At 72.9% G+C, this 14,539-nt stretch carries 13 protein-coding genes; 4 read left to right on the top strand and 9 right to left on the bottom strand.

What is annotated here, in order from left to right:
- Nucleotides 1-5: 5 nt before the first annotated feature.
- Nucleotides 6-986, bottom strand: coding sequence for a phosphotriesterase family protein (locus OHA72_RS47180; protein WP_327002636.1), 981 nt, complete (start codon nucleotides 984-986; stop codon nucleotides 6-8).
- Nucleotides 983-1,759: a phytanoyl-CoA dioxygenase family protein gene (locus OHA72_RS47175; RefSeq protein WP_327002635.1), complete on the bottom strand. Its 777-nt coding sequence runs from the start codon at nucleotides 1,757-1,759 to the stop codon at nucleotides 983-985. Before OHA72_RS47175 ends, OHA72_RS47180 begins: the two co-directional genes overlap by 4 nt.
- Before the next feature lie 62 nt (nucleotides 1,760-1,821).
- On the opposite strand from OHA72_RS47175, the gene OHA72_RS47170 reads away from it, so the two are divergent.
- A complete protein-coding gene (locus OHA72_RS47170) occupies nucleotides 1,822-2,385 on the top strand; it encodes a TetR/AcrR family transcriptional regulator (RefSeq protein ID WP_327002634.1) in 564 nt (187 codons plus the stop codon).
- Between the two features lie 11 nt (nucleotides 2,386-2,396).
- Here OHA72_RS47170 and OHA72_RS47165 read toward each other — a convergent pair whose 3' ends face one another.
- From OHA72_RS47165 to OHA72_RS47145, 5 genes are read right to left on the bottom strand one after another with little or no spacing between them, the layout of a single operon-like run.
- Nucleotides 2,397-3,314, bottom strand: a complete 918-nt coding sequence (locus OHA72_RS47165) for a TIGR03621 family F420-dependent LLM class oxidoreductase (protein WP_327002633.1) — start codon at nucleotides 3,312-3,314, stop codon at nucleotides 2,397-2,399.
- On the bottom strand, nucleotides 3,311-5,380 hold the full coding sequence (locus tag OHA72_RS47160) for an acetate--CoA ligase family protein (RefSeq protein ID WP_327002632.1): 2,070 nt from the start codon (nucleotides 5,378-5,380) through the stop codon (nucleotides 3,311-3,313). The genes OHA72_RS47165 and OHA72_RS47160 overlap by 4 nt, the downstream gene beginning before the upstream one ends.
- The gene (locus OHA72_RS47155) at nucleotides 5,377-5,772 is read right to left on the bottom strand and encodes a Zn-ribbon domain-containing OB-fold protein (RefSeq protein ID WP_327002631.1); all 396 of its coding nucleotides are present in this window, start codon (nucleotides 5,770-5,772) and stop codon (nucleotides 5,377-5,379) included. Before OHA72_RS47155 ends, OHA72_RS47160 begins: the two co-directional genes overlap by 4 nt.
- A complete protein-coding gene (locus OHA72_RS47150) occupies nucleotides 5,769-6,926 on the bottom strand; it encodes a thiolase C-terminal domain-containing protein (protein WP_327002630.1) in 1,158 nt (385 codons plus the stop codon). The genes OHA72_RS47155 and OHA72_RS47150 overlap by 4 nt, the downstream gene beginning before the upstream one ends.
- Complete coding sequence (locus tag OHA72_RS47145) at nucleotides 6,923-7,273, bottom strand: VOC family protein (RefSeq protein ID WP_327002629.1); 351 nt, start codon at nucleotides 7,271-7,273, stop codon at nucleotides 6,923-6,925. The genes OHA72_RS47150 and OHA72_RS47145 overlap by 4 nt, the downstream gene beginning before the upstream one ends.
- Before the next feature lie 138 nt (nucleotides 7,274-7,411).
- Here OHA72_RS47145 and OHA72_RS47140 point away from each other — a divergent pair, with 138 nt between their 5' ends.
- On the top strand, nucleotides 7,412-8,044 hold the full coding sequence (locus OHA72_RS47140; protein WP_327002628.1) for a TetR/AcrR family transcriptional regulator: 633 nt from the start codon (nucleotides 7,412-7,414) through the stop codon (nucleotides 8,042-8,044).
- Here the strand turns inward: OHA72_RS47140 and OHA72_RS47135 are convergent, their stop codons facing one another.
- Both OHA72_RS47135 and OHA72_RS47130 read right to left on the bottom strand, forming a co-directional pair.
- The gene (locus OHA72_RS47135) at nucleotides 8,045-9,547 is read right to left on the bottom strand and encodes a class I adenylate-forming enzyme family protein (protein WP_327002627.1); all 1,503 of its coding nucleotides are present in this window, start codon (nucleotides 9,545-9,547) and stop codon (nucleotides 8,045-8,047) included. It abuts the gene before it with no gap.
- Between the two features lie 8 nt (nucleotides 9,548-9,555).
- Entirely contained in the window at nucleotides 9,556-10,611 is a 1,056-nt protein-coding gene (locus OHA72_RS47130) for an LLM class flavin-dependent oxidoreductase (protein WP_327002626.1), read from the bottom strand.
- A 115-nt stretch (nucleotides 10,612-10,726) separates the two neighbouring features.
- Here OHA72_RS47130 and OHA72_RS47125 point away from each other — a divergent pair, with 115 nt between their 5' ends.
- Together OHA72_RS47125 and OHA72_RS47120 are read left to right on the top strand one after the other, a co-directional pair.
- The gene (locus OHA72_RS47125; RefSeq protein WP_327002625.1) at nucleotides 10,727-12,841 is read left to right on the top strand and encodes a hydantoinase/oxoprolinase family protein; all 2,115 of its coding nucleotides are present in this window, start codon (nucleotides 10,727-10,729) and stop codon (nucleotides 12,839-12,841) included.
- Nucleotides 12,838-14,529 (top strand): hydantoinase B/oxoprolinase family protein, encoded by a 1,692-nt coding sequence (locus tag OHA72_RS47120; RefSeq protein WP_327002624.1) that lies wholly within the window; start codon nucleotides 12,838-12,840, stop codon nucleotides 14,527-14,529. The genes OHA72_RS47125 and OHA72_RS47120 overlap by 4 nt, the downstream gene beginning before the upstream one ends.
- The last annotated feature ends 10 nt before the right edge of the window (nucleotides 14,530-14,539 follow it).

The following is a 14,539-nucleotide window of genomic DNA, read 5'->3' as shown; positions in this document are numbered from 1 at the left end:
ACCTCCTAGTAGGCGCCCTGCCGCGCGAAGATCCGCCGCGGGTTGTCGACCATCATCGTGGTGATCTGCTCCTCGGTGACCCCGCGGGCGCGCAGTGCCGGCAGGACGTCCTGGGAGATGTGCAGCATGTGGTAGTTGGGGAACATCTGGCGCTGCTTGACGGCGTCGATGCGGTCGCTGAAGCAGAACGCGTCGTGGGAGAGCACCATCCGGTCGGCGTGGCCCCGCTCGCAGAGCGTCGCGACCGTGGCCACCCGGGTCTCGAACGGGCAGATGCTGTCGATGCCGAAGCGGTCCATGCCGAGGTACGAGCCGGCGGCGATGAGCTCCTCGAGGTACGCGATGTCGGTGGAGTCGCCGGCGTGGCCGATGACGACCCGGGTCAGGTCGACGCCCTCCTCGGCGAAGATGCGCTGCTGGTCGAGGCCGCGCCGGGTGCTCGACTCGGTGTGGGTCGAGATCGGCGCGCCGGTCTCCCGGTGGGCCTGGGCGACCGCCCGCAGCACGCGCTCGACGCCGGGGGTGACGCCCTGGTGGTCGGTGGCGCACTTGAGGATGCCGGCGCGCACGCCGGTCCGGCCGATGCCCTCGGTGATGTCGCGGACGAAGAACTCCACCATGCGGTCCGCGCCGCCGAAGATGGTGCCGGGCCCGCGGTGGGCGAAGTACCCGGGCAGGGTGTCGTACGTGTACACGCCCGTCGCGACGATGATGTTGACGTCGGTCAGCTCGGCGACCCGCTGGACGGCGGGCACGAACCGGCCGAGGCCGATCACCGTGAGGTCGACGATCGTGTCGATACCGGCCCGCTTGAGCGCGTTGAGCTTGTCCGCGGCCTCCTGGGCCCGGGACAGCTCGTCCCAGCCCTCGGGGATGTCGGGCCAGTTCCACAGGATCTCGGGGGAGAGGCCGAAGACGTGCTCGTGCATGAGTGTCGTGCCCAGCGTGCCGGCCGGCACGGGTCCGCGGACGGTGGGGACGCTCATGCGCGGGAGACGATCGGGAAGTCGGCGTGATCGAAGACCTCGTTGATCTTCAGGCCGAGGTCGTCGGTCTGCTTGAACGGCGAGCCGGTGTAGAGGGTGCTCGCATCGAAGTAGGTCCAGGCGAACGACAGGCGCGGGCTGGAGTGGACGTTGGGCGCGGCGCCGTGGACGGTCAGCGCGGTGTGGATGGTCGCGTCGCCGGGCTTGAGATGCAGCGGCGGCGAGAGCTCCAGCTCGGCCAGCCACGGGTGCTGCTCGACCATGGCGTCGCCGTCGCGGACGAACGAGCGCCCGAGCGGGCCGTAGCGGTGCGAGCGATCGTAGAAGCGCAGCGAGCCCATGTCGGCCGGGGTGTCGACCAGCGCCATCCAGACGGTGAGCATGACCGCCCGGTCCATGGGGAACCAGGGGAAGTCCTGGTGGAACATCGTGGCACCGTGGGTGCCGCCGGCGGGCTCCTTGATGAGCAGGTTGTTGATCTGCAGCCGGACCTGCGGGTGACCCGGCATGAGCCGCGCCGCGTTGTCGGCCATGACGGGCGAGAACACCGGCTGCGCGAAGTCGGCGTCGACCTCGGCGAGGCCGCGGTTCTGCCCGAAGGCCTGGGCCACGGCCGACACGGACACGGCGCCGCTGGGGTGGTGCAGCTCGTGCGCCTTGGCGGACAGGCGCTCGACCAGTTCACCGGAGACGAGCCCCGGCGCGTGCAGCCAGCCGTGCTCGGTGTAGAACGCAACCTCTTCCTCGCTGAGGCGGCGGACGGGGTCGGTCATGACGTCCTCCCTCGAATATGTTTACAATGCGATACGTAAAGCAAAGCAGCGGAAGGAGTGCGATGTCAAGGGAGCGGGGCCGTCCCCGGGTCGCGAGCACCGATACCGCGGTGCTGCAGGCGACGCGCGAGCTGCTCACCGAGGTCGGCTACGAGCGGCTGAGCTACGAGCTGGTGGCGCAGCGGGCCGGCGTGACCCGGCCGACGGTGTACCGGCGCTGGCCGTCGAAGGCGCTGCTGGTGTACGACGCGGCGTTCCCGGCCGACGACATCGCGCCGATCAGCGACAGCGGCGACTTCCGCCGGGACGTGCTGCGCCTGGTCGAGGCGGCGGTGCGCTCCTACTCGCGGCCCGAGACCCGCGCCGCGCTGCCCGGCCTGCTGCCGCTGTTCGAGCGCGGCTCGGAGCTGCGTGAGCACGCCCGAGACCCGCTGGAGGCGGCCGCCCGCGGCCAGTTCAGGGCTGTGGTCGAGGGCGCGGTCGCGCGCGGCGAGACGCCGGCGTCGACCGACCCCGACCTGCTCTTCGACGTGCTGGTCGGCGCGGTCGTGTTCCACCTGGTCTTCCGCGGCGGCGACCGGCCGGACCTCGCGACGGCGATCGTGGACCTGGTCCTGCAACGTTGACGACATTGACGTCAGGTGCCGGCGAGAGCCTTGACGACCGGCAGGAAGTCGTCGAGGTCGCGGTCGTTGTGCAGGACGAAGTAGTTCAGGCCGTGCTCGTCGCGCCAGTGCCGCAGCTTGTCGACGCGCTCCTCGACGCTGCCCAGCAGCACCTGCGGCGTCTCGGCCTGTGGGCCGACGTTGGCCGCGCTCCACTCGCCGAGCCGGCTCGCCGCGCCGATCTGCTGCACGCTTGTGCCGACGTCGAGCGTGGCCCACCGCTCGCCGGCCGCCTCGCGAACCAGGTCGATCTTGCGGATGAAGGCCGCGACCCCGGCGTCGGCCTCCGACGGCGCGCTGCCGTCGGCGCGCACCTGGACGGCCAGGTTGATCGCGTCGGCCTCGCGGGCGGCCAGGCGCAGCATCGCCGGTCCGCCGCCGCCGAGCAGGATCCGCGGGTGCGGGCGCTGCTTCGGCAGCGGCTCCATGGCCAGCTCGTCGATGCGGTAGTGCTCGCCCACGTACGAGAACGGGCCACCGCGCCACAGTCCCTTGAGGACGGTCAGCGCCTCGGCCAGGCGGGCCACCCGCACGGCCGGCGGGTCGAACGTGAGCCCCGCCTTGTCGTACTCCATCCGCATCCAGCCCGTGCCGATGCCGAGCTCGAGCCGGCCCTCGGAGAGCAGGTCGACGGTGGCCGCCTCCTTGGCCAGGGCCACGGGGTGCCGGTAGTCGTTGGAGAGCACCATCGTGCCCAGCCGCAGCCGGGTCGTGGCGCACGCGGCGGCGGTCAGCGCCGGCATCGGGGCGAAGCGCGGGCCGACGAAGTGGTCGGGGACGAAGAGGATGTCGAAGCCCGAGTCCTCCAGCATGCGGGCCTTCTCGGCCCATGCCTTGGCCGAGTCGGCCAGCCGGACGACGGCCCCGAACCTGAACTCCCGGCGGGTCATGGGTTCCTGCCTTCCATCGCGTGAACGCCGGTCCACCGCTTGACCGCCGCGATCGCGGTCGCGGCGGCGTCGAGCGTGCCGTAGAGGGGGACGCCGGCGGCGACGGCGGCGGCGCCGATGCGGTCGGCCGCGTCGCCGGGGGCGGTGTCGAGGTTGCGGGCGGCGACGGTCACCCGCGCCGCCCCGGCCAGTTCGGGGAGCAGGCCGAGCAGGTCGACCAGCGGGGCGAGGTCGCCGGTGCCGTAGCTGAAGTAGCTCTGGACGTTGACGTGCAGCAGGATGTCCGGATAGGCCTGGCCGGCCAGGACGGGGCCGAGCACGCGGGCCGCCAGGTCCAGCGGGGAGGCCGGTCCGATCGGTACCTCGACCGGGTTGGTCACGCTCGTTCCCGCGCCGAAGCCGTTGTCCCGCAACGCCTGTCGGGTCGCCGCCACGATCGGGGCGAGGGTCAGGCCGGCCCGGTCGCAGGCGTCGGTCGCCAGCACCGAGGCGCCCCCGCCGGGGCCCACGACCAGCACGTCGGTGCCGGGAACGGCGGGACGGTGCGCGTACACCTGGAGCATCCGCAGCACGCCCAGGAAGTCCTCCAGCGTGGACACCCGGATCGCGCCGGTGCCGACGGTGATCGCGTCCCACAGCCGGTCGTCGCCGGCGAGCGAGCCGGTGTGCGAGGCGACCGCGTCGGTGCCCTGGCGGCTCAGGCCGCCGGGCAGGAGCACCACCGGCTTGCGGGCGCGGCGCAGCGCCCGCACCAGCCGGGCGCCGTCGCGGGGGCCCTCCAGGTAGCAGCCGACGACCCCGGTCTCGGGGTCGTCGACCAGCCATTCGAGGAGCTCGCCCGCGGCGACGTCGATCCCGTTGCCGAGGCTCACCACCCGGGCGAACCGGATCCCGCGCCGGCCGCCGGCGGTGGTGATGTCGCCGGCCAGTCCGCCGCTCTGGGACAGGACGCTGACCGGGCCGGGCTCCAGGCTCTGCCCGAACGTGAAAACCTGGCGGCCGCGGGGCGCGTACGTGCCGAGGCAGTTGGGCCCGAGCAGGCGGGTCTTCGCCGAGCGCAGCGCGCCCAGGAGCTCCCGCTCCCGGTCGGCACCGCCGGCGCCGGTCTCGCCGAAGCCGCCGCTGACCACCTGCACGAACCGGGCCGCCCCGGCGGTGCCGGCGACGAGCGCCGGCGCCTGCGCGGCGGGGACGGTGACGAGCAGGTAGTCGACGCCGCCGGGGATGTCGGCGACGGAGGGCACCGCCGGCACGCCGTCGATGCGGTCGGCGGACGGGTGGATCGCGAACAGGGTGCCGTCCGTCCACCCGGCCGCGCGGTACGCCTGGAGGAAACGATTGCCGAAGCCTTGTCTGGTCGCCGAGGCACCGGCGACGGCCACCGTGCGCGGGCTGAAGAGCGGTCCGAAGTCGGTGCCCGACGGTTCGGGCGGGGGAGGTTCGATCGTGGTTCGCAGCAACAGGCGGGCGTCGAGGGCGACGGCGCCCGACGGGCCGAGGGCGACCGGGTTGCACTCGAACTCGGCGAGCCGGTCGCCGAAGTGGTCGACCAGGGGCCCCGACACGGCGACGAGGAGGGCGGCGAGGGCGGCGCGGTCCAGCGGCGGGCCGCCGCGGACGCCGTCGAGCAGGGCCGCGCCCGGGAAGGCGGCGATCATCTCCTCGGCGTCCGCGGGCGTGAGCGGGGCGAGGCGGGAGACAGTGCGGTCGATGACCTCGGCGAGGGTGCCGCCGAGGCCGAGGAGGACCAGGTGGCCGAACGGCGGCCGGTGCACGACGCCGACGATGAGCTCGAGGCCGATCGGTAGCTGCTCCTCGACGAGGAAGCCGGCGAGGGAGGGGATCCGCTCACGCATGCGGTCCGCGGCGGCGGCGACGGTGGTGGCGTCGTGGCCGAGCTCGACGGCGCCGATGTCGGACTTGTGGATGATGTCGGGGCCGAATGCCTTGAGCACCAGCGGCGGCGTGAGCCCGGCGGCGTCGGTGCCGACCACGCCGTTGGGGACCTGCACGCCGAAGCGGCGCAGGAGGGCCTTCACCTCGGGCTCGGGGACGACGACGGTCATGGGGCGGCCTCCCAGCTCAGCAGCGACAGGCCCGGCTCGATGTCGGCGAAGCGCAGCCGCACCGGGTCGCCGGTGCGGGGCTCGCCGGTGCCGGTCCAGCCGCCGGGCAGCAGCAGGTCGGGCTGGTCGGCCAGGCGTACGAGGACGGTGACGTGGGGCAGCGGCAGACCGGGCGCGAAGGGCCGGTGGCTGCGGATCCAGCTCGCGACCGTGCCGTCACCGGCGCTGGGTCGCCAGGTCCAGCCGAAGCCGCCGCACCCGGCGCACATCGCGCGCGGCGGCCAGCGCAGTTCGCCGCAGCCGTCGCAGCACTGCAGCACCAGCTCGTGCCGAGCGACCGCCGCCCACCACTCGGCCGAGTCCCGGTCGGTCCGTGGTTGCCGCCAGTTCATTGCGGGCCGCCCAGGATCAGGGCCGACGTGACGCCGCCGACGTAGCCGGGCTGGGCGCTCACCAAAGCGGTGCGGGCGCCGGCCACCTGGCGGTCGCCCGCGTCGCCGCGGAGCTGGTCGACGGCCTCGGCGACGTGGTTCAGGCCGTGCACGTACCCCTCGGAGAGGTGACCGCCGTGCGTGTTGACCGGCAGCGTGCCGCCGATCGCCGTCTCGCCGGCCAGGATGAACTCGGCCGCGCCACCCGGCGGGCAGAAGCCGTAGTCCTCCAGTTGCAGGGGCACGAGCGGGGTGAACGCGTCGTACAGCTCGGCGACGTCGATGTCCGACGGGGCCAGCCCGGCCGCGCGGAACAGTCGCGGCGCCATCAGTGCGGCGGCGCTGGGGGCAAGCGTCGAGCGGCCCGTCGAGTACAGCGTGTCGCCCCCGCCGGTCGCGAACGCGCGAAGGTGCACGGGCGGACGAGCCAGGTCCCGGGCGCGTGAGGCCGACGTGAGGACCACGGCGACGGCGGCATCCGTCTCCAGGCAGCAGTCCAGCAGCCGCAGCGGCTCGACCACCCACGGGGACGCGAGATAGTCGTCCAGCGACAGGGGAGTGCGCAGCATCGCCCGCGGGTTGCGGGCAGCGTGCGAACGCTGGGTGACCGACACCGTGCCGAGCACGCGCTCGTCGAGGGCGCCGCCGTCGAGCAGTTCGCGGGCGAGCATCGCGAACTGCTGCGGCGGCGCCAGGTAGCCGTAGGGCACCTGGTACTGGAACTCGGCGAGCGGCGGCGCGTCGCGCCCGGTGCCGCCCATCCGGAACTCCGACCGGGCGTTGATGGCCCGCCAGCACACCACCACCGACGCCTGCCCGGTGGCGATGGCCGCGGCGGCGTAGCCGACCACCGTCGCCGACAGCCCGCCACCGCCGGACTGGTTGAGCAGGAACGCCACGTCGCGGATGCCGAGTGCCGCCGCCACGACCGGCGCCGGGGCGGAGTCGCCGACGCCGTGCGTCGCCACCCCGTCGACGTCACGGACATGCAGGCCGGCGTCGTCGAGCGCGGCGCGGACCGCCCGCAGCGCGAGCGTGAGCGTGCTGACGCCGGAGTTCTTCGACAGCTCCGTCCGCCCGACGCCCGCGATGGCGACCCGGTCTCGTATCGTCATGCGGACGCGTAGAGGACGAACGGGTTGCCGGCCGGGTCGTGCAGGACGGCCCGCACCTCGTGGGGACCACGCGACGGGCCGCTCACCAGCGAGGCGCCGAGCGCCGTGAGCCGCGCCACGGACGAGGGCACGTCGGTCACCTTGAACGAGGCCATAGGTGTCGTACCGAGGGCCTCGTCGCCGCCCGCGAGCGCGAACGTGACCCCACCGCCGTCCAGCGCCGCGAACCGGTCGCCGTCGGCGAACTTGAGGGGGAGGCCGAGCCCGTCGCGGTAGAACGCGACCGAGCTGCTCAAATCGCCGGTGGGGTAGAGAACGTTGCCAACGCGGGCCTGACCTGGCTGCATGTCGCACTCCTGGCGGTACCGAATGCGCTCAAGGTTGACCGAGCGCTTGTTTGGTTATCGTAGGGTTGTGTTGCGGGGACGGTCAACGCGTCACATCCGCTTGATGTAACGCTTGTTCGATCAGGCATACTCGGCGGCATGACCACGACTGAGGGGCGCAAGTCGGCGCGGCCCCGCCGCGGCGGCTCGGGGCCGGAGGGCTCGGAGCGGCGGCAGTCCCTGCTGGCGACCGCGGCCGGCCTGTTCGCCGACAACGGCTTCAGCGCCACGACGGTGCGCGAGATCGCCGACGCTGCGGGTGTGCTGCCGGGCAGCCTCTACCACCACTTCGACTCCAAGGAGGCGATCGTCGACGAGCTGCTGTCCAGCTACCTGGACCAGCTCGTGGCGACCTACCAGAAGATCATCGCCGAGCCGACGCCGAGCGACCTGACGCTGAGCCGGCTGATCATCGCCGCGTTCGAGTCGCTCGTCGACCACCGCGCGGCCGTGATCGTGCTCCAGCACGAGCAGCTGCAGCTGTCGCGGTTCCCCCGGTTCGCCTACCTCGCCCAGCGCGAGGCGGAGGTGGAGCGGATCTGGACCGACGTCATCCGCCAGGGCGTCGAGGAGGGCGTGTTCCGCCGCTACCCCGAGCCCGGCATCGTCTACCGGCACGCCCGCGACTGCATCTCCGCCGTCGCCCGCTGGTACCGCGACGACGGCGAGCTGACGATCGCCGACGTCGCCAAGCGGTACCTCACGCTCCTGCTGCACGGTTTGAACACCTGATCACGGCGAGAGCGGCCCGCCCCAGCGGGTCCGGATCTCGCGCCGCAGCAGCTTGCCGCGCCCGCCGGAGGCGTCGTTGGCGTGCGGCAGCTCGTCGGCGATGACGATCAGGTCCGGCCACGCGGCCGGCGGCAGCGACGTCAGGTGCGCGGTCACCGCCTCGGGGGTCAGCTCGACCCCCTGGCGCGGCACGACCGCCACCAGCACCTTCTGTTCGCCGTGTTCCGGGACCCCGACGACGCCGGCCTCCGCCACACCGGGCATCGCCAGTACCGCATCCTCGATCGTCGACGGGAGCGTCAGCGCGCCCTTCTTGCGGATCGCGTCCTCCCGCCGGCCGAGGACGGTCAGCACGCCGGTCTCGTCCAAGACGCCGACGTCGCCGCCGACGAACCAGCCGTCGCGCAGCGCCGCGGCGGTCGCCTCGGGCAGCCCGTCGTAGCCGGCCATGATGTGCGGGCCGGACAGCTGGATCTCGCCGACCTCGCCGACGAGCCGGCGACCCTCGGCGTCGACCACGCGGGCCGCGCCGAGCGTGCGGGCGCGGCCGGAGCTCGACAGCGGCACGCTGCCGTCGTCCTGGCGGGCCCAGCAGCTGTACGGCGCCTCGGTCTGCCCGTAGTACGAGTAGATGAGCGCGTTCGGCAGCCGGGTGCGGATGCGCTCCAGCAGCGGCCGGGGCAGCGGCTCGGCGCCGAGCATGATGATCCGGATCGAGTCGAGGTCGACGCCCTCGTGCGCGTCGGTGCTCAGCAGCTGGGCGAAGAAGCTCGGGATCACGCTGACGTGGGTGATGCGCTCGCGAGGCACGGTGGCCAGGAAGCCGGCCGGGCCGAAGTCGCTCTCCAGCACCAGGCGGACCCCGCCCAGCAGGGCCGGGCAGGCGATGGCGACGAAGCCGACGCCCCAGATGATCGGGCCGGTGCCGAACGCCGAACCCGGCGGACGCGGCACGTCGGTCCACAGGTTGGCGGCGGCGAGCGCGATCGAGTGCGTGTATGTGACCGGTTTCGGCAGTCCAGTGGTACCGGAGGTGAAGAACAGCGCGAACACGTCGTCACCGCTTGCGCCGATGGGCGGCGGCGCATCCGAGTCGGAAGACAGCTCCTCGGCCCGCAGCCACGTGCGAACGCCGCTGAGCCGGTCGCGGATCCGCTTGATCACCGGTGCGGACACCGCGTCGTAGAGCACCACCGGTGAGCCGCTCGACTCGACGACGGCGACCAGGACGTCATCGGTCCAGTAGGGGTTGAGCGCGACGAGCACGGCGCCGAGCTTGGCCTGGGCGAGGTACAGCTCGGTGATGGCGAGCGGGTCGCCGAGCAGGCTCGCCACCCGCGTGCCGGGTGCGACGCCGGCGGCGGCGAGGGCGTTGGCGCGGCGGTTGACCCGGCGGTCGAGCTCGTCGTACGTGTAGCCGTGGCCCTGGTGGGTCACCGCGACGGCGTCGGGAGCCCGGCGGGCCTGCGCGGTGAGCAGGGCGAATCCGAGGTTGGCGTACATGGCGGTCCTTATCGGAAGGCGGGCATGACTTCCTTGGCGAAGAAGCGGATCGTGCTGAGCATGTCGTCCAGCGGCATGGCGCGGGTGCTGCCAAAGTCGCACATCAGGTTGCGGAAGCCGAACTCCTCGAGCATCTTGATCTGTGCGATGACCCGCTCGGGGTCGCCGATGACCTCCAGCTGCTCCCAGCGGAAGTCGGTGCCGACGTCGCCGCCCTTGAGGTAGCGGTCCTGCCAGTACTCGAAGCCCTTGGCGAACTGCTGGGTCTTGCTGTCGATCGGCGCGCTCTTCTCGTTGAAGATGCGCGCGCGGTCGAACGCCTTCTCGAAGCGGTCCTGGTCGGCGCGGGCCTGCTCGACGGTCGGCGCCACGTACACCGACCGGCTCACCACCAGGTCGGCCGCCTCGGTGTCGTGCCCGGCGGCCCCGGCCACCTCGCGCCACTTCTGGGCCGCGCGCTCCACCCGGTGGAACGGGGCGGCCGGGTCGGCGAGGATCGGGATGCCCTGACCGGCGTAGCGGGTGACGGTCTCCGGGCTCACCGCGGCCACGTAGATCGGCGGGTGTGGCCGCTGCAGCGGGCGCGGCATCAGGTTGACCTCGCCGGTCGAGTAGAACGTGCCCTCGTGGCGGAAGTTGTCGGTGGTCCACGCGCCACGCAGGATCTCCAGCGACTCGTCGAAGCGGTCGCGGGCCTCGGCGAGGTCGATGCCGAAGCCGTCGAACTCGATGCTCTGGTAGCCGCGCCCGACGCCGAAGTCGAGCCGGCCGCCGGAGAGCAGGTCCAGTTGGGCCGCGGACTCCGCGACGCGCAACGGGTTGTGCAGCGGCAGGACCACGACGCCGGTGCCCAGCCGCAGCCGCTCGGTGCGCCCGGCCAGGTAGCTGAGCATGTTGAGCAGGTCGGGGACCGTGCCGTAGTCGCGGAAGTGATGCTCACTGATCCACACGCCGTCGAAGCCGACCTCTTCCAACAGCTCGGCGACGGCGAGGTTGTACTCGTAGACCTCCCGCACCGGACGGTCGTCGAAGCGGTGGAAGAGCAGGAACGACGAGAACTTCATGGGACCACCTCAGAAGATTCGACCAAGCGCTCGTTTGGTACGATAGGCGGGTACGACACGGTTGCACAAGACATCACGTAGACAAGCGCTTGCTTGGTTATTACCGTGACTGGCCATGGGTCGACATGTCATAGCGGCCGATGTCGGTGGCACGTTCACCGACGTCGTGCTGGCCGGGCCGGACGGAACCATGACCGTCGTCAAGACGCTGAGCACGCCGGACGACCCGACTCGGGGTATTCTCGCGGGTGTCCGAGGGGTCCTCGACGCGTCGGGAACGGACCCGGCCGAGGTCGGCCGGTTCGTTCACGCGACCACCTTGGCGACCAACGCCATTCTTGAACGCACCGGTGCCGACGTCGCGTTCGTCACCACCCGCGGATTCCGCGACCTGCTGACGCTCGGGCGTTACGCGCGGGTCGAGGAGGACCGCTTCGACCTCCTCTTCGAGCCGCCCCCACCCCCGGTACCGCGGTCGCGCTGCTTCGAGGTGACCGAACGGGTCGACGCGCGCGGTGCGGTACTCGTCCCGCTCGACGAGGCGCAGGCGCGCGACGTCGCCCGGCGCATCGCCGCGCTGCGGGTCGACGCCGTCGCCGTGTCGCTGCTGCACTCCTACGCGAACCCGGTGCACGAGCGCCGGTTCGCCGAGATCCTCGCCGCGGAGCTGCCGTCCGGCGTCACCGTCGTGCTCTCCGCGGAGATCTTCCCCGAGCTGCGCGAGTACGAGCGGGCCACCACGACACTCATGTCGGCCTATGTCGGGCCGGTGATGGTGCGGTACCTCGGTGCCTTGGAGGAGCGGCTGCGCTCGATCGGCGTCGATGCCAGGGTGCAGGTGATGGAGTCGAGCGGCGGCGTCATGTCAGCCGAGCTCGCCGGGCGCCGCGCGGTGGCGACCATCGAGTCCGGCCCGGCGGCCGGGGTGATCGCCGCCCAGGCGACCGGGGCCCGGCTGGGCCGCGCCGACGTCATCTCGTTCGACATGGGCGGCACCACCGCCAAGGCGTGCGCGATCCGCGGCGGCGTCCCCGACGTCACCCGCGAGTTCCACGTCGGCGGCAAGGGCAGCTACGGTGGCCGCCGGGCCGGCACCGGCGTGCCCATCAAGGTCGCCGCGATCGACCTCGCCGAGGTCGGCGCCGGCGGCGGCAGCATCGCCTGGGTCGACGACGGCGGCGCGCTGCGGGTCGGCCCCCGCTCGGCCGGCTCCCAGCCCGGCCCGGCCTGCTACGGCCTCGGTGGCGCGGAGCCGACGGTCACGGACGCCAACCTGCTGCTGGGGTACCTCGACCCGGCCACGTTCGCCGGCGGCACCATGCGGCTGGACCCGGCGCGCGGCGCGACCGCGATCCGCACCCGGCTCGCCGGGCCGCTCGGCGTCAGCCCGGCGGCGGCCGCCGCGGCCGTCCACGACATCGCCAACGCCGTCATGGCCTCCGCCGTGCACGTCGTCACCGTGCAGCGGGGCATCGACCCGCGCGGCTACGCGCTCGTCGCGTTCGGCGGAGCCGGCCCGATGCACGCGGCCCGGGTCGCCGAGCGGTTCGGCATCGCCACCATCGTCGTGCCGCCGGCCTGTGGCGTCGGCTCGGCGGCCGGCCTCCTCGTCACCGACCTGTCGACCGACCGGGTGGCGACCCGGCTCATGACCGACGTCGATGTCGACGAACTCGCCGGCATCTATCTCAGCCTCACCACCGCGGCCCTCGAGGACCTGGGCCTCACGGACGCGGAGGTGGCGCGCTCGGTCGACGTGCGGTACCGGGGCCAGGCGCACGACCTCACCATCCCGCTGCCGGACGGGGAGCTCACCAAGGCGGTGCTGGACGAGGTCGTCGAGCGCTTCTACGCGCAGTATCGACAGGCGTACGGCATCGCGCCGCGCGACCCGGTCGAGCTCGTGAGCTATCGCGTGCGGGTGGTCCACCGGGTGCCGGCGGTGCCGTTCGTCGAGGTCGCAGCCGAGGGCGACGGGGCACCCGAGGGGTCGCGGCCGGCCTGGTTCGACGGCGCCTTCGTCGACACCCCGATCTACCGGCGCGCGACCCGCCGCGACCGGCCGCCGGTGCCCGGCCCGCTCGTCGTCGAGGACGCCGAGTCGACCGTGGTGGTACCGCCTGGCTGGTCCCTGCTGGTGGACGCCACCGACACCATCGTCCTGACCCGTTTGGACCGGGTCCAGAGCCGACAGGCCCCGACCAACATCAGCTTGGAGGACCGGTCGTGACCGACGACCTCACCGCCGACGTCCTGCGCAACGCGCTGCTGGTGGCCGCCGAGGAGGCCAGCATCGTGGTGATCCGATCGGCGTACTCGACGTTCATCGTGGAGGGCTCCGACGCCTCGGCCGCGATCCTCGACCGCGACGGCCGGCTGATCTCCCAGTCGGTGGCGACGACGCTCATGAACAGCATGGCGCTGTCCGTGGCGCTGCCGTCGGTGCTGGCCGACTTCCCGCTGGTGGACATGCGCCCGGGGGACGTGTTCGCCCTCAACGACGCGTACCGCGGCGGCATCCACACCAACGACATCCTGGTGTTCCGGCCGGTCTTCGTCGGCGACACCGTCGAGTACTTCGCCGGCACCCTCATCCACGTCTCCGACCTGGGCGGCACGTCGGCCGGCGGGATGGCCGCGCTCGCCACCGACATTTTCGCCGAGGGCCTGCAGTTGCCGCCCGTGCGCATCGCCACGGAGGCGGGCCTGGATCCGGCGATCGAGCGCCTGCTGCGGCTCAACAGCCGCACGCCCGACTCGGTCGTCGGCGACGTCCGCGCGCTCATCGCCGGCGCCAACGCGGCCGCCCGGCGCGTGGACGAGCTGGTCGACCAGTACGGCGCGCTTGAGTTGCGCCAGCGCATCAATGACTACCTCGACTACACCGAGGCCCGCACGCGGCTCGCCCTGCAGTCCCTGCGGCCGGGCACCTACCGCGCCGAGTACGCCATCGACGACGACGGCATCCACCTCGACGCGCCCCCGCTCGTCGTCCGGGTCGCCGTGACGGTCGGCACCGACGGCGTCGGCGTGGACTTCACCGGCACCGACCGCCAGGTGCCGGCGGCCGTCAACTCCAGCCTGTCGCAGTCGCTCGCCGGCGCGGTGTTCGCGCTGCGCTGCTTCGTCGACCCGACGCTGCCGATGAACGCGGGTGGCCTGCGGCCGTTCACCCTGCACTTCCCGCCGGGCTCGCTGCTCAACGCGCAGTCCCCGTACCCCTGCGGCGGCCGCTTCCTGCCCGTGTACGCGGCTATCGAGGCCATTCTGCAGGCCCTGTCGGAGGCGACCCCGTCGCGGGCGATCGCCGCCTCGGGCATCCTCCAGCCGTTCTCGATCGCGTCCCGCTCCGCGCCGTACTGGATCCACCTCGCCTACGACTTCGGCGGCGTCGGCGCGCGGTCGGGCCGCGACGGCCCCGACGCCACGGGCGTGCACTTCGGCGTCGGCCGCAACTCGATACCGCAGGCGGAGCCGGTGGAGACCCGCTGCCCGCTCATCGTCGAGCAGGTCGAGTTCATCCCGGACTCGGGCGGCCCCGGTCGCTGGCGGGGCGGCCTCGGCACGCGAACCACGTTCCGCCTGCTGGCCGACGCCGACATCACGACGCGGGGCGACCGGCTGAGCACCGCGCCACCGGGTCGCTCCGGCGGCGGCCCGGGCCGGCCGGGCGGCTTCTACCGCCGCACGCAGGACGGCCGGCTGGAGCGCCTGCCGGCGAAGAACAACAACGCGGTGTTCCGCGCGGGCGAGGCGTTCATCGTCGAGACCACGGGCGGCGGCGGCCTGGGCGACCCGCGGGAGCGCGACCTGGCCGCGGTGGCGCGGGACGTGGAGGACGGCCGCGTCACGGCGGTGGCCGCCGAGCTGGCCTACGGCGTCCTCGTGACCGGGGAAGGCACCGCCACCCGCTCCTGATCTCTTCCGA

Origin of the sequence: Dactylosporangium sp. NBC_01737 (assembly GCF_035963215.1) — a bacterium.
Taxonomy (GTDB): Bacteria; Actinomycetota; Actinomycetes; order Mycobacteriales; family Micromonosporaceae; genus Dactylosporangium.
This window is presented reverse-complemented; position numbering and strand designations above follow the sequence as displayed.